This is a genomic window from Vibrio sp. SCSIO 43135 (genome assembly GCF_023716665.1).
Lineage (GTDB): Bacteria > Pseudomonadota > Gammaproteobacteria > Enterobacterales > Vibrionaceae > Vibrio > Vibrio paucivorans.
Genome location: NZ_CP071859.1, coordinates 427582 through 448363, shown reverse-complemented (window position 1 = coordinate 448363; position 20782 = coordinate 427582). Strand labels below are relative to the sequence as shown.

Below are 20782 nucleotides of genomic sequence, written 5' to 3'. Positions count from 1 at the left end.
TGCTGATACTAATTTCCACACATACAACGACGGGAGCACATTAGCTCCCGTCTTTTCCAGATCAGCAAAACAAAGGTATATTGACGTATTTTTTATAATTGCGTTAACCGCACTTTTAACGTTAGCAGCTTTACCTCTAGTTAAATACGAATTTGTAATAGTTTGTGACACACAAATCACTATCAATGATACATATCTCATTTTTGCATTCATCGTAACGTCACCTTATCGCAATCAACCACACACATTTCCTTCGCAAAACAGTCATCTTCATTGATTAACCTCTTAGTGGTCTGATATTCACGATTGAGGTTTTCATGGACGTCACTAGCCCTTTCCGCTTACCACGCAAAACGCCCTTTGGTTTAGGTGAAAACATCACTGAGTGGGCAACAGGTTTATCCAAGCTAGAGAAACTGTATGCTCAGCGCCCACTCGCGTGTGATACCAATACTTTTCTACGCTATACCCTAGATGTCCTTGGTATTGACTACACCATCGAGCGAGGTTCTCTCAACTCCGTTCCCGCAGAGGGGGCAACTCTCGTCGTAGCAAATCATCCACTCGGTTGTGTCGAAGGTGTCATTCTCGCTGAGCTGCTACTGATGATACGTAGTGATGTACAAATTCTGGCAAATCACTATTTAAAAACCGTTCCCGAGCTTGATGAGCTGTTTATCGGTGTAGATGTCTTTGAAGGAAGTAAAGCTGCTCGCGCCAATATGAAAGCCCTTAGAACGGCAAACAAGCATCTAGAAAGTGGCGGTTTGTTACTGGTATTTCCAGCAGGTGAAGTCTCACACTTGGTCGATAAACCTACCCAGAAGCAGCAACTAGAAGACAAAGAATGGAGCCGCTCTATCGCCTCTTTCGTGCGTAAACATAAGGCGGTTTCAGTGCCAGTCTTCATCGATGGGCATAACTCGAAACGCTTTTATATGGCTGGAAAAGTGCACCCTCTGCTTCGCACCATGATGCTTGGGCGAGAGTTACTCAACAAACACTCTCTACCAATCAAGATATCGATTGGAGAACCGGTAAAATATAAAGAGGTAGCCAATCTTACCGACCAACAGGTGGTGAATTACTTACGCCTCAATACTTATCTATTGCACAGAGCCCCACAAGCTAGCGAAGTAACTTCCACTCAACAAGAACCATTACTACCGATTGCGCAGTCACTGCCAATCAATGATTTTTCCCACGACCTACAAAATCTTCCTAGTGAGGCGCACCTGCTTTCAAGCAATGAATTTGATGTGTATTGCACTACTGCCGAACACATTCCTGCTATCTTGCATGAGATTGGACGTTGCAGAGAAGAAAACTTCCGAGCCGCAGGCGAAGGGACCGGGTTTGCGATCGATATCGATCAATTTGATCGAGACTATTTGCATCTCTTTGTTTGGGATAGGGAGAATCACTGCTTAGTCGGTGCCTATCGACTTGGTGTAGTTGAGCAAATATGTCAACAGAATGGATTAAACGGGCTCTACTCACGCAGTTTGTTTGAGTATGACCAACCATTTCTAAACACCATGCCCAAATCAATAGAAATGGGACGCTCAGTGGTTGCAGCTCGATACCAGAAAAGCATGAGTGCCCTATTACTGCTATGGAAAGGGATTGCAACGTACGTTCATCGCAACCCACAATTTACTCACCTCTTTGGCCCTGTCAGTATCAGCAATGATTACAGCCCAGAAGCTCGGCATTTATTGGCAGAAACGATGCAGTTCCATCACTATGACCAAACCGGTGCCCAGCTGGTCAAGGCTTCTCATCCAAGGCCGCAGCCGGATACGGCGTGGAACACCAACTTACTGACAGCTCTGGCAGATATTCAGTTGCTCTCGCGAGTCATTGCGCGTATCGACAGCGGTAAGAGCGTTCCAGTATTGCTACGCCAATACCTTGCGCTCAATGGAAAGTTAGTCTGTTTTAACGTTGATCCATCGTTTAATAACGCATTAGATGGGCTAATCGTTGTCGATCTGCGTAGTGTTCCAAGTAAAACATTAGGTCGATATATGGGAGCGAAACAAGCTGAGAACTACCTACAACAGCACCGCTGAGCATTCCTGTCGCTTCATCTCAAACTGAGATGAAGCTCAACATACATCAAGCCTGCTATTACCACTTTAGATTTAGATAAATCACTGTTATTAATTTTCATAACAACGCGAAAATCAAGCCCAAATTAGTTCGCGACGAGAATTAAGCCTTAAATCAGAGATATCGATCACACTAAAAATCATGTCGGTTTTAAATTAGATCAAAATAGAGATTTAGATCACATTAAATATCAAAATCAAAATCACATAAATGAGATTTTCATCACTATTATTTTTATTGACAAATAAAAATAATAGCATTGGTAATAAAATTACAATGCTAAATAGTGATTAAGATCTCATTAAAATAATTTGGAAGCGGAAGAAAAGTCTACTCAGGTCACAAAAAACCCGTCGTCAGTTCTAATATAAGATTGTGTGGTAAATTGATTGGGTACTAAGCAATCAGCGGTTTTAGCGAACCGTTTACAACAACAATATTCATCAGAACATCGAACGGGGAATCCTTATGATATCACCAGATGCCAAGATCAAGATACAAAATTTTGGTCGCTTCCTATCAAACATGGTAATGCCAAATATTGGTGCCTTTATCGCATGGGGCTTTATTACCGCACTTTTCATTCCAACTGGATGGCTGCCAAACGAAACACTGGCAGCAATGGTTGGCCCAATGATCACCTACCTTCTGCCACTACTGATCGGCTATACCGGCGGTAAGTTGGTCGGTGGTGAGCGCGGCGCAGTTGTGGGTGCAATTACAACAATGGGTGTAATTGTCGGTACCGACATCCCGATGTTTATGGGCGCGATGATGGTTGGCCCTCTTGGTGGTTGGGCAATCAAGAAATTCGACAATTACATCGATGGCAAAGTGAAAAGCGGCTTTGAGATGTTGGTGAACAACTTCTCGGCAGGCATCATCGGTATGCTGTGTGCTATTTTAGCATTCATGTTTATCGGCCCGTTCGTGAAAGTCGTTTCAGGCGTACTCGCCGGTGGTGTGAACTTCCTTGTTTCGGCCCACCTATTGCCACTCACCTCGATTTTTGTTGAACCAGCGAAGATCCTGTTCTTAAACAATGCTATTAACCACGGTATCTTCTCACCACTAGGTATCCAACAAGCATCAGAAACGGGTCAATCGATCTTCTTCCTGATTGAAGCTAACCCTGGCCCTGGTCTTGGTATTCTTCTGGCTTACATGGTATTTGGCAAAGGTACTGCACGCCAAACAGCAGGTGGCGCGTCGATCATCCACTTCTTCGGTGGTATCCACGAGATTTACTTCCCATACATCCTGATGAACCCACGCTTGATCCTAGCGGCAATCGCAGGCGGTATGGCTGGTGTATTCGTACTGGTACTGTTCAACGCAGGTATTGTGTCTCCGGCGTCTCCAGGTTCAATCTTCGCGATTTTACTTATGACTCAGAAAGGCTCTATTGTTGGCGTACTGGCTTCCATTGCAGCAGCAACAGCGGTGTCTTTCACCGTGGCAGCTCTGTTAATGAAAACACAAACGTCTACAGAAGAAGATGGTGATAAAGCAGCGCTAGATAAAGCTAAAGCACAGATGACAGACATGAAGTCTGGCTCTAAAGGTAATGCTGCGACAAGCAGTGAAAACAATGGTCACGTCGACTTAGCAAGCGTACAGAGCATTATCGTCGCTTGTGATGCGGGAATGGGCTCAAGTGCAATGGGCGCCAGCATGCTACGTAAGAAAGTCCAAGACGCAGGACTTAACATCCACGTCACTAACCTTGCCATTAATAGCTTACCAGAGAGTGCAGATATCGTGATTACTCATAAAGACTTAACCGACCGTGCACGTAAGCACGCACCAAACGCACACCACATTTCACTGACTAACTTCCTAGATAGCGAAATGTACAATCAGTTCGTCGCTAAGCTTATAGCTGCGCAAAACCAAACTGCTGCAAATGACGACCAAATCACCAAAGTGTCTGTTCTAGCAGCCAATGATGATAGCTTTGAAGCGCAGCAACCCGCGGTATTCCAAATTCAAGCTGAAAACATCCACTTAGGTCTACAAGCAGCAAACAAAGAAGAAGCGATTCGCTTTGCAGGCAACCAATTGGTTGAACTCGGTTACGCTGATCCTGAATACGTTGACGCTATGTTCGAACGTGAAAAGTTAGTTCCAACTTACCTAGGTGAATCTATTGCAGTTCCACACGGTACTGTTGAAGCAAAAGATCGTGTTAAGAAAACCGGTATCGTGATTTGCCAATACCCTTCAGGAATTCAGTTCACTGATGATCAAGATGACATCGCCAAACTGGTTATCGGTATTGCCGCGAAGAACGATGAACATATCCAAGTTATCACTACCATCACTAACGCACTTGATGAGCCAGAAGCAATTGATAGGCTAACAAGCACCAAAGATGTGAATGAGATTTTGAACATTCTGTCTGGTCACCAAGCCGCGTAATTATTTGCTCCTGAGCAAAGCCGAGGTCGACTGAGCCCCCTATTCAGTTGACCTCACCCTCAAGTCGTTAGTGACCATGATGAATGGTAAATATTTTTGGTAGGTAAGTTATGAAAAACGCAGTTCACTTTGGTGCCGGCAATATTGGCCGCGGTTTTATCGGTAAGCTACTGGCAGACGCAGATGTCGCCGTCACTTTCGCCGATGTTGATGCACCACTCATTGACCAATTAAGTCATAAGCAAGAATACAAAGTTAAAGTCGTTGGCACCGACTGCCAAATCGATACAGTTACTCACGTCACCGCTGTTAATTCAGCCAGTGAAGACGTCATCGACCGCATTGTTCACACCGATTTAGTCACCACTGCAGTGGGACCGAATGTATTAGATCTAATTGCGAAAACCATCGCGACAGGCATAACCAAACGTTTCGCGGCAAACAACCAAGCACCACTGAATATCATCGCATGTGAAAATATGGTTCGTGGTACTACCCACCTAAAAGGTGAAGTCTACAAACACCTAGATGCCTCTTTGCACGCCCAAGCCGATGAGCTAGTTGGCTTCGTTGACTCCGCTGTCGACAGAATTGTTCCACCAGCGGAAGCTGCCAACGATGACCCACTGGAAGTCACAGTGGAAAGCTTTAGCGAGTGGATTGTCGACGAGCAGCAATTTAAAGGTGAAGTGCCTGACATTTCAGGAATGGAGAAAACCGATAATCTAATGGCGTTTGTAGAGCGTAAGCTGTTCACGCTTAACACAGGCCATTGCATTACGGCTTATTTGGGTTGTCTGAAAGGCCATCGAACCATTCGTGAAGCTATCGAAGATCCGCAAATCTACGCCGAAGTAAAACAGGCAATGCAGGAGAGTGGTGAAGTATTGATTCAGCGCTATGGCTTCGATCGCGACCTTCACAACGCGTACATCGATAAGATTCTAGGTCGATTCGCTAATCCATATCTTGTCGATGAGGTTGATCGCGTAGGTCGTCAGCCGATCCGAAAATTGGGTGCTAATGATAGATTAGTGAAGCCATTACTAGGTACAATCGAATATGGCACTGAAAACAAAACACTTTTGAAAGGGATTGCAGCGGCACTCAAATATACCAATGCCACGGATCCTCAAGCAATTGAATTACAACAAACGCTAAAAGACACTGGTATCAAACAGACGCTGGCACAATACACTGGCCTTGACCAACAAAGTAAAGAAGTCAGCCAGATTGAAGCTATCTATAACCAACTATAAAACCTGCGGGGAGCTTAAGCTCCCCGTTAATAATAAGAATATTCGAATCAGTTTATGGCAAATCACATCAACGAAACCGAGATCATCGAGCGATTAAACAGCGCACCTTCGGTACGAGGTTTCTTTATTGCGGCAGTCGACGTATTCAACGAATCCATCGATGCGCTTATCCAAAGAATCTTTCGTAAGGATAACTTTGCTGTCCAATCTGTTGTCGGTCCACTGCTACAAGATTCCGGGCCGCTAGGCGATCTTTCTGTTCGATTAAAACTGCTATATGGCTTAGGCGTTTTACCTGATGATGTGTATCACGATATTGAAAGCATCATCAAACTCAAAAATAAGCTCACCAATGATGCCGAGGACTACGAGTTTACCGATCCAAGCATCTTACAACCGATCAAGCAGCTCAACTTGGTCAAAAAGATGGGGATGGTGCAACTGGAGGTGACAGAACCTGAAGACGATACCGATCTTGAGTTCTATCAACTTCAGCTCCAAAGGCAACAACAAATAATAAAATCAGGGCTCTCATTGGCGATTGTAGATATCTGCAATGAACTTGCAAAAGAGAGCCCATTCTAAAGAAAGTCCGTTAGCCTCCTGACTTAATTAGGAGTTACACATTATGATTAAAGCCGTTCTGTTCGATATGGATGGTCTAATTTTCGATACCGAATCAATCTACAAAACCAGCTGGCAGTTTGCCGCTAAAGAGCAAGGACTAACAATTTCAGACTCGTTCTATCAACAATTTATTGGTGTGCAAGATCCTGAGTGTGAACGTATTCTTGCTAATCACTTTGGCGAAAAAATTGATATGGAACGCTTTTGCTCGGTACGCAATCAGCACTTCCACCAGCTGCGTGAACAAGGGATTGCGTTAAAACCTGGCTTTGATGCACTTTTCACCGCAATCAAACAACGTAAGCTCACCACGGCGATTGTCACTTCCTCGCATAAGCCTGAAGTTGAGCATAATTTTGCTCCCACCCCTTATCTCGACCAATTTGACCTAGTCATTAGCGCTGAAGATGTGGATAGAGGAAAACCCGAACCGGACTGTTACCAGCAGGCGTATCAAAGGCTAGGTTTACAGGCTGAGCATTGCTTAGTGCTGGAAGACTCCAACAATGGCATTAAAGCAGCACTTGCCGCTGCCTGCCAAGCAGTAATGATCCCCGATTTACTTCCACCACTGGAAGAGCTCAAACCACACATCACAGTAATGCCATCACTAGACAAGGTCATCGATTTACTCGATGGCTAGCTCAACAAATAAAAACAGGCTGCCTTGTGGGCAGCCTGTTTGTCTTCTAGAGAGGTTGAATTCCGCTTACACCTTAAATTGTAAGGTATGAGCATTCAGCTCTTCTGCTGATTGCGCCACCTCATGGCTTGCGCCCGCTAGCTGTTCTGCACTGGCAGAGGTTTGAACTGACATTTCACTGATAGTCGTAATGCTGCTACTCACTGTATCAGTCACCTTAGCCTGCTCTTCAGCAGCAGTAGAGACTTGCTCCATCATGGAGTGAATTTGATTAATCGAGTCCAGAATACCGACGAAGTTAGCTTTAGTTTGTTCAGACAGCTGCTCTGTCATCTGCACTTGCTCTTCACAACGGGTCATGTTGTTGCTCGCCGAGTTCGCCGCTTGTTGAACTGAAGAAATCATTTGTTGAATTTCCGACGCTGACGTTTGCGTTCGCTGTGCCAGAGTTCTGACTTCATCGGCTACCACCGCAAAACCTCGCCCTGCTTCGCCCGCACGCGCCGCTTCAATCGCAGCATTAAGCGCCAGCAAGTTAGTCTGCTCAGCAATTTCTTGTATCACTACCAGTACATGACCAATCTGGTCACTCTTTTTCTGCAGCGTCTTCATGTCTTGGTTAGCCGCAAACACTTCTTGCACTAAGCTACTGAGCGCCACACCGCCCTTCTCTAAAGTCTGCTGACCCGATGTACTGGTATCTCGGGCGACAATCGATGCTTGTGCGACATCGTGAGTACTACGAGCGACTTCCTGAATAGATACCGTCATTTGCTCGATTGCTGAAGCTACAGACTCGGTCTCTCTATGCTGAGTCGTCACTGCATGCGTCGTTTGTTCACTGGCTACAGAAGTTTCTTCCGCCGTCGATGCAAGGCTTTGGCTCGCCTCTAAAATATGTGCAATCAACTGTTTAAGGTTTTCCGACATTTCACGCAATGCACCATACAAGCTATCAGCAGGCGCTTTACTATCGAACTGATAAGTCAGATCGCCATTCGCCACTTGCTGCGCCAATAGCATCATCTCTCTTGGTTCACCACCGAGTGGTTTCTTGATCACCTTGGCCAAATAAAGTGCCAGAGCGACCGTGACAAACAACGTACCAAGCATCAAATAGATGATGCTGCTACGGATCTTGGTAACAGAGACGAACGCTTCACTCTGATCGATTTCGGCCACTAAAGCCCAACGGAAGTCACCTATATCTAACGGTGCGTAAGAAGACAGAACCTGATTTCCGTTGTAATCCGTGATGATGTTTGCCCCCGTTTTACCCGCCAATGCTTCACGTGTAGCTTGGGTTCTAACGCCGTTATTTTCTATATCTCCACCGAACGAAGCCGTCACAGAATGTGCTTCAGGGCTCAAGTACGAGTCAGAGCGCATACGATAGTCTGAACCAACAAGATAAGACTCACCGCTTTCTCCCATCCCTTCACGTAGCTGCATTACCGCGTTAATGGCATCCAATGACAATTGCAATGCCACCACCATAATCACCTCACCCTGAGGATTCAGGATCGGCTTGCCAATAAACGCCGCTGGTGCATCATTAGACGGTGCATAAGGTGCAAAATCCACGATTCCGTACTGCTTTGTATTCAGTACTTCTCGCACTAGTTCACCCAAGTTACTGGATGAAAAGCGACCATCGACTAAATTGGTTTGGTAATCCGCTTCCTTAGTCACGGTATAAAACGCTTCGCCACTTGGATCGATCAAAAACAGATCGTAGTAACCGTAACTTTCAATGTATTTTTGGTAGAACTCAACGCCTCGATCATCTTTAGGCACAAAGGCTTCCGTAACGTCCTTTTCAGAAATAATGCCCCACTGGTGCTGATCATCCAGCTCAATGGATTGCCATACCGATAGCACTAAGTTGCCATTGTAATCCGTGATGATATCCGACCCAGCCTGTTTAAAGACTTCATCCGTTGCCTCTGTCTCCACACGGGTAGTATTTTGAAACGATGCCACTACCGAGTGACCAATCGGATCCAATCGAGAGTCAGAGCGCATTAATTTATCACTGCCAATCAGATAGGTTTCGCCCGTTTCGCCCATACCTTGGGTTTGGCCGGTAATGGCATTGACTCGATCTATTGGGAATTGAAGGGCTGCGTAGCCAATCACTTGTTGCTGCTGATTGGTAATAGGTGTGACAAAAAAGCCCGCAGGCACGTTGTTCGAATAGTGATAAAGGCTAAAGTCACCAAAATAGACGCTTTCAACTTGGGAAGACTGCTTTGCACGGCTGAAGGCTTTTTCTAAGCCGGTGCCGACAATATTACTCGAGCGTACATTTTTCCCGATGTCCTGCTCACGCGTGGTGGTGTAAATGATGTCACCATTAGTATTAATCAAAAATGCGTCGTACCAGCCGAAGTTTTGCTGGAAACGGTCCACTTCTTCACCGTAGCGCTCCGCAACACTGCTCCATTGACGTCCACTTATGCTGCCACCTTGCGCCTGAAACGCTCGTTCAAACTCTTGAATCACCATTTTAGTGGTGTAAGAGTCAGCAAATAAGCGCAGCCCAAGCTTTAGCTGCTTGATGTACTCGTTCACTTGATTCGCTTGTGACTGGTTAATCGCTTCCAGTTTTCGGAACCCTTCTAGCTGAAGGGTATTAGCGACATCGACTAGGACATCCATATCCCCTTGTCGCTCATCAAAAAACGCATTGATCTGCGCCGATTTAATACTTCGAACCGTATCGAGCTGATCATAAGATCGCTCTGTAAGCGCAGTCTGGCTTAACAGCACTGCATTCAAACCCAGCATTACCGCTGGAACCACTCCTATAAAAACTAACGCCCCAATAATTAACTGAGAGAGTTTGAGACGACCTAACCACTGGCCCATACATATCCTTATCTTTTTTATTTTATATATTCGGAATATTGACGCCTTATCTCTCCAATGTTCAGCTTTTTGACGCTAAAGTACGTGAAAAAGCTAAATTAGAAAGAATAAAGTTTGCGTCACTCCGCTAAAAAGCAGTGGTCAAGAAAACAATGATTAGTGGCTGAAAACAACCGTAGGTAAGATTTTGTAACATCTCTAACAAATGACTTTTGTACACCCTAATTTACAAACACTTATATCAATTAAGGCTAACTATTCCGCTCTCATAACATCCAAAATCACTATGAGTAACACAGCAAAGCATCAACCAGATAAATTGAATTAGTAAGCACTACTACAGATAAACGTCATAAACTGCAATCAAAAGTGACACAGCTAAAACAGCTAAAACAGCTACGTAAGTATTAAGAAGGGAGCGCTAACCTAAAGAGCGCTATAAACACCTGTAAACAAAAAAGCGGCGCTGATGCGCCGCTTTTTTATCACGTATCGCGAATTACTCAACCGTCACCGCTTTCGCTAGGTTACGAGGTTGATCCACGTCGGTTCCTTTGATCAGCGCCACATAGTAAGACAGCAACTGCATTGGAATGGTGTAGTAAATAGGTGCAGTAATATCGCTGACATGAGGCATAGTGATGATCTTCATTGTTTCATCAGCTTCAAAGCCGGCTTCTTCGTCCGCGAATACATACAGTAGTCCACCACGAGCACGCACTTCTTCGATGTTGGACTTCAGCTTCTCAAGCAGCTCATTACTTGGTGCCACCACAACCACAGGCATATCCGCATCAATTAACGCCAACGGGCCATGCTTAAGCTCACCGGCAGCGTATGCCTCGGCGTGAATATAGGAGATCTCTTTGAGTTTTAACGACGCTTCCATAGCGATTGGGTAGAACTCACCACGTCCAAGGAACAGAGTATGGTGTTTATCGGCAAAGTCTTCTGCTAATGCTTCGATGTCTTTTTCAAACGATAGTGCAGCGTTGATCTGTGCTGGCAACGCATGCAGGGCTTGAACAATCTCTTTTTCTTTTTCTGCTGAAACGCGATTTTGCTGTTTGCCCAACGCAGTCACTAGCATTAGAAGTGCCGATAGCTGAGTAGTGAAGGCTTTTGTTGATGCCACACCAATTTCGACACCTGCGCGTGTCATGAAGGCAAAATCAGATTCACGAACCAGCGAAGAGCCAGCGACATTACAAATCGTCATCGCAGCCATATAGCCTTTTTCTTTTGCCAAGCGAAGCGCCGCTAATGTATCGGCCGTTTCACCCGACTGAGAAAGCGTAATTAACAGGCTGTTTGGACGAGTAACAAACTTGCGGTAGCGGAATTCAGAGGCAATCTCAACATCACAGCTCACGCCAGCAATGTCTTCAAACCAGTAACGTGCCGTCATACCTGCATTGTAAGAAGTACCACACGCCACAATCTGCACGTGTTCTACTTTGCTTAAGATATCTGCAGCGTTAACACCAATGGTCTCAGTGACCACAGCATCATCACTGATACGCCCTTCCATAGTGTTGATAAGCGCGGTTGGCTGCTCGTAAATCTCTTTTTGCATGAAGTGGCGGTATTTACCTTTGTCACCGGCGTCATGCTCAGCGTTTGATTCAATAATCTCACGCTCTACAGACTCACCCAAAGCGTCAAACACATTCACTTCACGACGAGTGATTTCCGCTACATCGCCTTCTTCTAGGTACATGAAGCGACGCGTTACATTCAACAGTGCAAGTTGATCCGATGCTAAGAAGTTCTCCCCAACACCGAAACCAATCACGATCGGGCTACCAGAACGAGCAACAACGATTCGGCTAGGATCTTTGCGATCAACCGCTACCGTACCGTAGGCACCTTCAAGCTGCTTTGCCGTTTTTTGCAATGCCTCAACTAACGAGTCGCTCGTGCGCAGTTCCCACTCAACTAAGTGTGCAATGACTTCAGTATCCGTTTGAGACTGGAACACATAGCCACGCTCACGCAGCGTTTCACGCAGTTCTTCGTGGTTTTCGATGATGCCATTGTGCACCACCGCAATGTCACCGGACATATGTGGGTGAGCGTTGGCTTCTGAAGGCTCACCGTGTGTCGCCCAACGTGTATGAGCAATGCCCGTACCACCGATAACATGTTGCTCTTCGACGGCATCTGCCAACTCTTGAACTTTACCTAAACGGCGCACTCGGGTCAGATTTGAATTCGGATCGACAACAGCAACCCCTGCTGAGTCATAGCCGCGATATTCAAGGCGACGTAGCCCTTCAACTAAAATTTCCGCGACATCACGCTGTGCAACTGCACCTACGATTCCACACATAGTTTTCACTCCAATTATTATATTTTTAGCGTCCCTAAAGAGGCAGCAAGCAAAGGCCATAAAGCTAGGGAGCTCGATTTGTGTCTTTCGACCTAGTACAGCACGTTAGGCTTGAATCACTTTGACGTTATTGGATTCAATTTCTTCGACATATTCTGGTGCGAGATCGCCATCAGTCACGAGAACATCGATGCAATCCCAGCTCAATTCGAGGTTCGGGATCTTTCTGCCGACTTTTTCTGACTCGACCATCACTACCACTTCACGCGATACTTCTGCCATCACCTTGCTAAGACCAACTAACTCATTAAATGTAGTCGTTCCTCGAGCAAGATCGATCCCATCGGCACCAATAAACAGTTGATCAAAGTCGTAGGATCGTAAAACCGATTCGGCGACTTGGCCTTGAAACGACTCCGAATGCGTATCCCATGTACCGCCAGTCATCAATAAGGTTGGTTCACTCTCAAGTTCATTTAGAGCATTCGCGACATTGAGAGAGTTAGTCATCACCACCAGCCCTCGCTTGTGATTTAACTGCTCGATCAAAGCGGCCGTTGTGCTGCCACTATCGATCACAATACGGTTATGATCGCGAATCAGCCCGGCAGCCGTCTTTGCCAGCGACATCTTTCGAGTCGAAACTTTTTTGTCCAATTCATCACTCACCACTTCTTTCGGTAAAGCAATCGCGCCTCCATAGCGTCGAAGTAGCAGACCATTTTTTTCGAGAGAAGCCAGATCCTTTCTAATTGTGACTTCTGAAGTCTCGAATTGATTGGATAATTCTTCAACGCTGACTTCCCCTTTATCGTTTACTAGGTGGGAAATGGCATGTCTTCGTAGCTGAGTGTTTCGTTTCGACATTTAAGTTTCTTTTTAAAGTTTCGTTTCGAAAGAAAGTATAGTTACAACGAAACTTATTTGTCCATTTATTTCGATCCAAAAAATTAATATTTAGCGCTAAAACCTTGTCCTAAGACAATTCTTAAACAGTGATATTGAAATGATTCGGTGGTAGAATTCGGCCCCGAAAAGAAAAAAAATTACAGAATTGACCGTTACTTTTTTGCAACTTTCAGCGGTTAAAGTGGTGAAAGTCACAAAAAGCCTAGAGTCACAGGCAAATAGTTGGTCATAAAATGACTAAACTTGATGAAAGACTTACAAGTCTGAAGAAAGCAGTTGGACTCATTAAAGAGTGAAACGGCAGGCACAAAATGCCGCCAACAAACATCGCTTCAGCAACGAAACTAAATTCAAATTGTAACAATACTTACCGGAGAGTATCTTCCATGAAAAAGACCAAAATCGTATGTACGATTGGCCCTAAAACTGAATCTGTAGAGAAGTTAACTGAACTAGTAAACGCAGGCATGAACGTAATGCGCCTGAACTTCTCTCACGGTGACTACGTAGAGCACGGCACTCGTATCGCGAACTTCCGCAAAGTAATGGAAGAGTCTGGCAAGCAACTAGCTATCCTTCTAGATACTAAAGGTCCTGAGATCCGTACGATCAAACTAGAAAACGGCGACGACGTTGATCTAGTAGCAGGTCAAGAATTCACTTTCACAACTGACATTTCAGTTGTAGGTAACAAAGACAAAGTAGCGGTAACTTACGCAGGCTTTGCAGCTGACCTTAACGTTGGCAACACTATCCTAGTAGACGACGGTCTAATCGAGATGGAAGTTCTTGCAACTTCTGAGACTGAAGTTAAATGTAAAGTTCTAAACAACGGTGCACTAGGTGAAAACAAAGGTGTTAACCTACCAGGCGTTTCAGTAAACCTACCTGCTCTATCTGAAAAAGATAAGAACGACCTTAAGTTTGGCTGTGAGCAAGGCGTTGACTTCGTTGCCGCTTCTTTCATCCGTAAAGCTTCTGACGTTCAAGAAATCCGTGAAGTGCTAACAGCAAACGGCGGCGAGAACATCCACATCATCTCTAAGATCGAAAACCAAGAAGGTGTTGATAACTTCGACGAGATCCTAGAGCTTTCTGACGGCATCATGGTTGCTCGTGGTGACCTAGGTGTTGAAATCCCAGCTGAAGAAGTAATCTTCGCTCAGAAGATGATGATCGAGAAGTGTAACCGTGCACGTAAGATGGTTATCACTGCAACTCAAATGCTTGATTCTATGATCAACAACCCACGTCCTACTCGTGCGGAAGCAGGCGACGTTGCTAACGCTGTAATGGACGGTACTGACGCAGTAATGCTTTCTGGTGAAACTGCTAAAGGTAAGTACCCAGTTGAAGCAGTAACTATCATGGCTCAAATCGCGAACCGTACTGATTCAGCGCTTAAAGCTGAGCTAGGTTCTCGCCTAGACAGCCCACGTCTACGCATCACTGAAGCAGTATGTAAAGGCGCTGTAGACACTGCTGAAAAGCTAGCTGCTCCACTTATCGTTGTTGCAACTGAAGGTGGTAAGTCTGCACGTTCAGTACGTAAGTACTTCCCAACTGCAAACATCCTAGCGCTAACAACTAACACTAAGACTGCTGCACAGCTAGTTCTTACTAAAGGTGTTACACCAATGGTTGTTGACTCTATCGAGAACACAGATGCATTCTACGTAGCAGGTAAAGAGCTTGCACTAGAGTGTGGCCTAGGTAACAAAGGCGACATCGTAGTAATGGTTTCTGGTGCTCTTGTTGCTTCAGGCACTACAAACACAGCGTCTGTACACGTTCTATAAGACATACATTTGCTAAATATAAAAAGAGGGCTTCGGCCCTCTTTTTTTATATATTGATTGCTCAAATTATAAGTATGGCGTATTATTTAAAATAAAGTACAACATACCGTTTATTAATAAGTGTAAGTGAGCAGTAATTGTGTCTAGCCCAACCTTAACTGATAAAGTCTCAAAACTTATCCGCCAAGATATTCTTGAAGGTCACCTCATCCCCGGACAAAAGCTGGTTGTCGCAGAGTTAAGTAAGCGATACAGCGTAGGCGCTTCTCCAGTGCGTGAAGCTTTGGTTCAATTATCTTGGACTAAGTATGTCAAATTAGCGCCACAGAAAGGCTGCTGGGTGGCACCTATGTGTAAAGAAGAGCTAGACGACCTGTTTGATAGTCTAAAAATAATCTCTGATGTCTTACTTCGCAAAGCGATGAAGTCTGGATGTGAAAACTGGGAATTAGATGTTCTCACTTCATTCCATAAGTTAGCGCGCGTCGCTCACACGCCCGAACAGCTTAACAAGAGCGAATGGGAACAGCGCCACTACCAATTTCACTGCGCGCTACTTGAAGGAGCAAAAGCACATAATATGTACAGCTTCTTTAGCGAAATCATCAATCAAATCACTCGCTATCGTTATTATGCAATCAACAGACATAGCGACGAGGCCCTATTCGATGTCAGTGACCACGAAATGATCATGAAGCTCGTGTTAGCACGAGATACTGAGCAAGCCACAGCATTGTTGGATAAACACCTCAACAAAGCACATCGTTATATTGAGTCAGCCCTTACTGCTGCATGAATATAAGTCGTAAAAAAGCCGGGATATCCCGGCTTTTTTATACAATTTCTTCTTGGCTCAATCGAAGCGAGACTAAGTTTCGCCCTAGGTCTTTTGATTCATACAGCGCGATATCGGCCCATTTATAAGAGCGATTGCTATTTGAAGTTAAGTCGGTAAAGCCTGCGCTCACAGTAACCGTTAAATCACTATGCTTCTCCACCGCTTGGCGTATTCTATTGAGCACTAAGGCCGCTTCTTGCACTGAGGTGTGAGGCATTATGATCGCGAACTCTTCCCCACCAATTCGAGCGATAAAGTCAGTATTACGTAACGTCTCTGCTAGGGTATGACCTACCACACGGATAACTCTATCGCCTTCATCGTGGCCTTTCTCGTCATTCACGCGCTTGAAGTGATCGATATCTACCAGAGCAAGGCACATCGCTTGCTCTGCCCCATAACGCTCTACTAATTGAGCAGACTTAACCAATTCACTTTCGAACTTTCTGCGGTTCCACAGCCCCGTCAGTTCATCTTTTTCACTGAGCGTACGTAAGCGCTCTTCCAGTTCTTTTCGCGCAGAAATATCAACAAACGAGGTAATGTAATAATCCACTTTGTTGTTAGCAGACAGCACCGCCTGAATACGTGTAATAACCGTAAACTCACCACCCGAGGCGTTTTTAATCCGTAGTTCACCTTCCCAACGACGACGCTGAGAAACGATATCGAGCACATCGATAAGCTTTTCTATCTTACGCTCGCCCAACAAGATCTTGAGCAAATTACGGTTGGTTACTTGGTTCGGGCGGTAGCCGGTCATGTTGCAGAATTCTTCATTAACCATCACCACTCGGTGGGACTTATCGGAAATCATCACCGCTGACATCCCGTTGAGCGCCGCCCGAGCCAATTTACTCTCGATATTTCGTTTATGGTAGTGCAGCAACATTGAAGTAGTCGGTACGGCAAATAACAGCATTAACAAGAACACGAAAATGGCTTCTTGGTATAGGTCGTTAACGTCTCGTGCTGCTCGCTGTTTCAATTGCTGCTGAGAAACTTGAATGATCAAACGCAGCGACTGGCTTTCAGACAATTTAAGCTTAGTAAATGCCACCAGCGTGTCATCTTCGACCACGTAGCCAACTTTCTTATTGTTCATGGTTAACCAAGCATCTGGAAACTGCTTGACGATATTGAAATCACGTCGTCTCTCAATCAAGTCACCAAACAACTTGCCACCGTGGTGGCTGGCGATATAGAAGCCCTCTTCATTGATCACTTCAGGTCTAAAGTCATTGTTGGGTGAATAGTTCAAGCGCGAAGACAAATACCAAACATCTAAGTTGATGATCAAATAACCCGCACGTCGGCCCATCATAGTCACTGGGATCATCACTCTGAGCGTTGGCGTATAAGGGATCACAAACTCACCAAGATCTTGCTCAAGATCGATTCCCCACGATCCTATCTCGCGATCCGCTAGCGTCAGAGCATGTTTAAAGTAATCACGATGGCTGATGTCTTCTAACATCACTTCCGGTGTCGCAATGTTACGAGCCACAGAATAGTTAACTTTGATCTTTTCCATGCCTTTGGTGTCAATAAAGCGCACCGAGGTATACCACTTCTGGTTCACAGCAATAGAAGACCAGACTTCTTCTAGGGTGCGTTTGTTAGCATTAGTCGGCGCGATTAAGTAATCGTAAATACTTTGGCTGTGGGAGAGCAGGTTCGCAATAGAGACCATTTGCGAGCGTAAGCTGCGATACTCTCGCTCACTGTAAGCGAGCTGAAATAACGCTTCTTTAGCACTTTGTTGGATGTTTTCTTGTTTGAGAGTCGTGTAGCGCTGATAATAGTAGCCGAAAATAATCAAGCTAAACACCAGACATATCATGAATAACGATGTGAGGATTTTAGAAAATTTCATTGATATGCCCAGACAAAAATCGGGGCGATTATACCACCTTCATTCGGTTATAAAATAGGTAGTGGTGATTTATTCATCAACACTACCTATGGATTAAACCGATTGATAGACAACTAGTTGTCTAGTTTATAAATTACGTCCACTCGGTCACGAATTACGATAGTCGAGTCCTGATAGCTGCTGGCTTCACTCTTGGCATCCATGGCCATCGAGCGCATTAAAACAGGTTGGTTATTCTGCATATTGTAGTTAACTCGCCACACCGGCCCCAACTCTTGTTCAAAACCTTCGGCTAACGATTTCGCTTTCTGATTGGCATCTTTAATCGCCGCCATACGAGCTTGTTCCTGATAGCTCGCCTCGTCTTTCACTTTCAAGCGAATGTTGTTCACTTGGTTGATTCCATCAGCTAACGCGAGATCTAAGTACTGATTCAGTTGACTCAGGTCCTCAACCACAACTGTAACACTTCTCGTCGCTCGGTAACCGACCAGTTCCGGTTTACCTTTTTTAGGGTAGTGATACTGGGGCGTTAGATACAGGTTGGAACTGGTAAAGTTGTCTGCTTCAACCCCGTTACTCTTGAGGCTCGCTAGAAAGTCTTCAACCACTTTATCGACCGTTTGTTTTGCCTGCTCTGCGGTCAGAGTCGTTTCTACAACCTTGACTGAAAACTCTGCCATATCTGGCTTTGCCACTACTTCACCATAGCCTGTCGTGGCAATATGCGGGAATGATGGGTTGGCGAATACACTGAATGAGGCAACGCTCGATAATGCGATTGCCCACTTGGTTACTGCTCTCATTAAATTCATCCTTAATCATCTACTCCAGTACATAATAGGCAACCAAGCTACGTTCACTAGCAGTTTCTGATCAATCTGACATAACTTTGACCTGAATAGCTATTTTGCAACTGAAGAACTACTGAGGTAACACTTGGTGGGCGTAGTTCAAAATTGACTGTGTGATCTCTTTTAAAACTCCCGTTTCAAGCTGCCAGTGATGCCAATACATCTGATGAGAAATCATGTAGTTGGGAAGTACATCTACTAAGGTCCCAGCGTTTAATTCATCAACGATCTGTAATTTGGGGATCAAGCAATACGCCACACCGGCTTCGGCGACTTTGACAAAGGCTTCAGAACTACCCAAATTATGGTTGATCACGCTATTGCGTGGTAAACCAAATCGCTCGCGTAGAAATTGATGATGCAGTTGATCATGCTGATCAAATGAAACCGCTGGCGCTTTGCGTAAAGACTCCGCATTCACACCCTGTGAGAAATAGCGCGTGACAAATTCTGGGCTGGCGACACAAATGTAGTCCATACGACCTAAGTACTCGGCCGTGCACCCGGGCAGAGCTTGGGATTCTAAGCTGATAGCCCCTGCAACTTCACCACTTTTAAGTTTTTCAATCGTGCGTGACTCACCATACACCGCTAAGCTCAGTTCAACCTTTCGCACTTTCATTAGATCTTGTAAAGCGGGGAGCAACCAAGTCGCTAGGCTGTCTGCATTGGTCGCTATCGAAATCTGTAGAGGCCGCTCAGTATCTTGGTTCATTAGCTCAGGTACCAGTTCGCTCTCCAATAAACGAACACGGCGATTTAAACCCAGCAGCTTTTTACCGACTGGAGTCGGGCGTGGTGGTTGCTCTCGGATAAGGACTGGCTGAGCAAGAAACTTTTCCAGTTGTTTGATTCGTTGGGACACTGCAGACTGCGAAATAAACAACTCTTCTGCCGCTTTCTCAAAGCTGCCTTGGCTCAACACTGAGTCCAACGCTTCCAACCATTTGTAGTCTAACCCTCTCATCCATCCGCCCTTAAATCAGAATCTCTTATGATACATTAATATCATTAATTATACTTATCTACCACTAAGCGATATCGTTCAGCCCTTATTTGAACAAAGCATTGAGGTGTATCGTGAGTTTTTGGGTCTTGCTACAAGGGTTTGGTTTAGGTGCCAGTATGATTATTCCAATCGGAGCGCAGAATGCCTATGTTCTGAATCAGGGGATCAAACGTAATCATCACCTTACGACAGCCACTATTTGTAGCTTGCTCGATACACTGTTTATTTCTCTGGGCATATTTGGTGGCGGCGCGATTCTGTCGCAGAATGAAGTCTTGCTTACTGGCGTTACCTTAGGGGGTATCGCATTTTTATCGGTTTACGGGGCATTATCTCTACGCAGTGCATTTAAGGGGGCTGATGCAAGTGAATCCAACAGCGAGGTCATTGCCCGCGGTAAGAGAACCGTGATTCTCGGCGCACTCGCCGTGACGGTATTGAACCCGCATTTGTACTTGGATACAGTGGTTATCTTGGGTTCGATTGGCGGCCAGTTTGAAGGTGAAGAGCGTATTTCGTTCGCGATTGGTACCATCTTAGCGTCTTTCGTCTGGTTCTATAGTTTATCGATGGGCGCCGCGAAACTTGGGCCAACGTTATCTAAACCGAAAGTAAAACAAGCGATTGATATTGGTGTCGCACTGATGATGTTTACCATTGCTGCGGTGCTCACCAATCAACTCGTCACTCAATATTGGTAAGGAATCATGAGCCAGTTAGAGCATATTTATCAGAAAAACATTTGCCTGTTTGAGCAAACATCAGTGCCGTTTCAAGAGTGGCGACATGAACCAATCCTTGATTTCGCTACTGATGTGTTGGTGGCAGAGCGACTTGGCTGGACAGGAACACACAGCAAAAGCCTATTCTTGAAACTAAAAGGCACTGGTTACGCGCTGTACTTAACCGACAAAGATACTCGCTTTGATGCAAAAGCACTGAAGACGTTGCTAGGTAAGCGACCATCAATTTGCAGTGATGACGAAATGATTGAGCAGACAGGCTGCGTACCAGGAGCCGTCAGCCCCTTTGCGCTATCAAGCGATATCCCTATCGTTGTAGATACAAGGTTATACACCTGCCAGGAAATCCTTTATACACCTGGGCATCCGGAAGTTACCTTTGGCTTTGCTGGACAAGCACTACCTACACTACTGGCTGAAATCGATAATCCGGTTATCGAGATGTAGCGGCCCCCTATGTGCGAATAGATTGAATAGTGGCAGACA

At 45.2% G+C, this 20782-nt stretch carries 15 protein-coding genes; 9 read left to right on the top strand and 6 right to left on the bottom strand.

Annotated features, from left to right (window positions below):
* Positions 1-317 precede the first annotated feature (317 nt).
* The 5 genes from J4N42_RS02120 (at position 318) to J4N42_RS02100 (ending at position 7065) form a co-directional block, all read left to right on the top strand.
* Entirely contained in the window at positions 318-2075 is a 1758-nt protein-coding gene (locus tag J4N42_RS02120) for a bifunctional lysophospholipid acyltransferase family protein/GNAT family N-acetyltransferase (protein WP_252029396.1), read from the top strand.
* A 508-nt stretch (positions 2076-2583) separates the two neighbouring features.
* Positions 2584-4536, top strand: a complete 1953-nt coding sequence (locus J4N42_RS02115) for a PTS mannitol transporter subunit IICBA (RefSeq protein WP_252029394.1) — start codon at positions 2584-2586, stop codon at positions 4534-4536.
* 110 nt (positions 4537-4646) lie between these two features.
* Entirely contained in the window at positions 4647-5795 is a 1149-nt protein-coding gene (locus J4N42_RS02110; RefSeq protein ID WP_252029392.1) for a mannitol-1-phosphate 5-dehydrogenase, read from the top strand.
* A gap of 54 nt (positions 5796-5849) precedes the next feature.
* Entirely contained in the window at positions 5850-6380 is a 531-nt protein-coding gene (locus J4N42_RS02105) for an MltR family transcriptional regulator (protein ID WP_252029390.1), read from the top strand.
* Between the two features lie 43 nt (positions 6381-6423).
* Positions 6424-7065: an HAD family hydrolase gene (locus tag J4N42_RS02100; RefSeq protein WP_252029388.1), complete on the top strand. Its 642-nt coding sequence runs from the start codon at positions 6424-6426 to the stop codon at positions 7063-7065.
* Between the two features lie 66 nt (positions 7066-7131).
* Here the strand turns inward: J4N42_RS02100 and J4N42_RS02095 are convergent, their stop codons facing one another.
* The 3 genes from J4N42_RS02095 to J4N42_RS02085 all read right to left on the bottom strand — a co-directional run bounded on the left by J4N42_RS02095 (position 7132) and on the right by J4N42_RS02085 (position 13135).
* Positions 7132-9936: a methyl-accepting chemotaxis protein gene (locus tag J4N42_RS02095; protein WP_252029385.1), complete on the bottom strand. Its 2805-nt coding sequence runs from the start codon at positions 9934-9936 to the stop codon at positions 7132-7134.
* Positions 9937-10435: 499 nt separating this feature from the next.
* On the bottom strand, positions 10436-12268 hold the full coding sequence (gene glmS, locus J4N42_RS02090; protein ID WP_252029383.1) for a glutamine--fructose-6-phosphate transaminase (isomerizing): 1833 nt from the start codon (positions 12266-12268) through the stop codon (positions 10436-10438).
* Positions 12269-12373: 105 nt separating this feature from the next.
* On the bottom strand, positions 12374-13135 hold the full coding sequence (locus J4N42_RS02085; protein ID WP_252029381.1) for a DeoR/GlpR family DNA-binding transcription regulator: 762 nt from the start codon (positions 13133-13135) through the stop codon (positions 12374-12376).
* Between the two features lie 428 nt (positions 13136-13563).
* On the opposite strand from J4N42_RS02085, the gene pykF reads away from it, so the two are divergent.
* Together pykF and J4N42_RS02075 are read left to right on the top strand one after the other, a co-directional pair.
* Complete coding sequence (gene pykF / locus J4N42_RS02080; RefSeq protein ID WP_252029379.1) at positions 13564-14976, top strand: pyruvate kinase PykF; 1413 nt, start codon at positions 13564-13566, stop codon at positions 14974-14976.
* 139 nt (positions 14977-15115) lie between these two features.
* Entirely contained in the window at positions 15116-15772 is a 657-nt protein-coding gene (locus tag J4N42_RS02075; protein ID WP_252029378.1) for a GntR family transcriptional regulator, read from the top strand.
* Positions 15773-15809: 37 nt separating this feature from the next.
* On the opposite strand, the gene J4N42_RS02070 is transcribed toward J4N42_RS02075, so the two are convergent.
* From J4N42_RS02070 to J4N42_RS02060, 3 genes are all read right to left on the bottom strand, one after another.
* Positions 15810-17690, bottom strand: coding sequence for a sensor domain-containing diguanylate cyclase (locus tag J4N42_RS02070; protein ID WP_252029376.1), 1881 nt, complete (start codon positions 17688-17690; stop codon positions 15810-15812).
* A 113-nt stretch (positions 17691-17803) separates the two neighbouring features.
* A complete protein-coding gene (locus tag J4N42_RS02065) occupies positions 17804-18496 on the bottom strand; it encodes an oxidative stress defense protein (RefSeq protein WP_252029374.1) in 693 nt (230 codons plus the stop codon).
* Between the two features lie 118 nt (positions 18497-18614).
* Entirely contained in the window at positions 18615-19511 is an 897-nt protein-coding gene (locus tag J4N42_RS02060) for a LysR family transcriptional regulator ArgP (protein WP_252029372.1), read from the bottom strand.
* 113 nt (positions 19512-19624) lie between these two features.
* Between J4N42_RS02060 and J4N42_RS02055 the strand changes: the two genes are divergently transcribed.
* A complete protein-coding gene (locus J4N42_RS02055; protein ID WP_252029370.1) occupies positions 19625-20254 on the top strand; it encodes a LysE/ArgO family amino acid transporter in 630 nt (209 codons plus the stop codon).
* 6 nt (positions 20255-20260) lie between these two features.
* Positions 20261-20743, top strand: a complete 483-nt coding sequence (locus tag J4N42_RS02050) for a YbaK/EbsC family protein (protein WP_252029368.1) — start codon at positions 20261-20263, stop codon at positions 20741-20743.
* Positions 20744-20782: the final 39 nt, after the last annotated feature.

What these genes read in the sequence shown, in the direction of transcription:
- J4N42_RS02070 (WP_252029376.1), bottom strand. Translation starts at nt 17,690, where the DNA reads ATGAAATTTTCTAAAATCCTCACATCGTTATTCATGATATGTCTGGTG.
- J4N42_RS02115 (WP_252029394.1), top strand. Translation starts at nt 2,584, where the DNA reads ATGATATCACCAGATGCCAAGATCAAGATACAAAATTTTGGTCGCTTC.
- J4N42_RS02085 (WP_252029381.1), bottom strand. Translation starts at nt 13,135, where the DNA reads ATGTCGAAACGAAACACTCAGCTACGAAGACATGCCATTTCCCACCTA.
- J4N42_RS02065 (WP_252029374.1), bottom strand. Translation starts at nt 18,496, where the DNA reads ATGAGAGCAGTAACCAAGTGGGCAATCGCATTATCGAGCGTTGCCTCA.
- J4N42_RS02105 (WP_252029390.1), top strand. Translation starts at nt 5,850, where the DNA reads ATGGCAAATCACATCAACGAAACCGAGATCATCGAGCGATTAAACAGC.
- pykF (WP_252029379.1), top strand. Translation starts at nt 13,564, where the DNA reads ATGAAAAAGACCAAAATCGTATGTACGATTGGCCCTAAAACTGAATCT.
- J4N42_RS02060 (WP_252029372.1), bottom strand. Translation starts at nt 19,511, where the DNA reads ATGAGAGGGTTAGACTACAAATGGTTGGAAGCGTTGGACTCAGTGTTG.
- J4N42_RS02050 (WP_252029368.1), top strand. Translation starts at nt 20,261, where the DNA reads ATGAGCCAGTTAGAGCATATTTATCAGAAAAACATTTGCCTGTTTGAG.
- glmS (WP_252029383.1), bottom strand. Translation starts at nt 12,268, where the DNA reads ATGTGTGGAATCGTAGGTGCAGTTGCACAGCGTGATGTCGCGGAAATT.
- J4N42_RS02110 (WP_252029392.1), top strand. Translation starts at nt 4,647, where the DNA reads ATGAAAAACGCAGTTCACTTTGGTGCCGGCAATATTGGCCGCGGTTTT.
- J4N42_RS02120 (WP_252029396.1), top strand. Translation starts at nt 318, where the DNA reads ATGGACGTCACTAGCCCTTTCCGCTTACCACGCAAAACGCCCTTTGGT.
- J4N42_RS02100 (WP_252029388.1), top strand. Translation starts at nt 6,424, where the DNA reads ATGATTAAAGCCGTTCTGTTCGATATGGATGGTCTAATTTTCGATACC.
- J4N42_RS02095 (WP_252029385.1), bottom strand. Translation starts at nt 9,936, where the DNA reads ATGGGCCAGTGGTTAGGTCGTCTCAAACTCTCTCAGTTAATTATTGGG.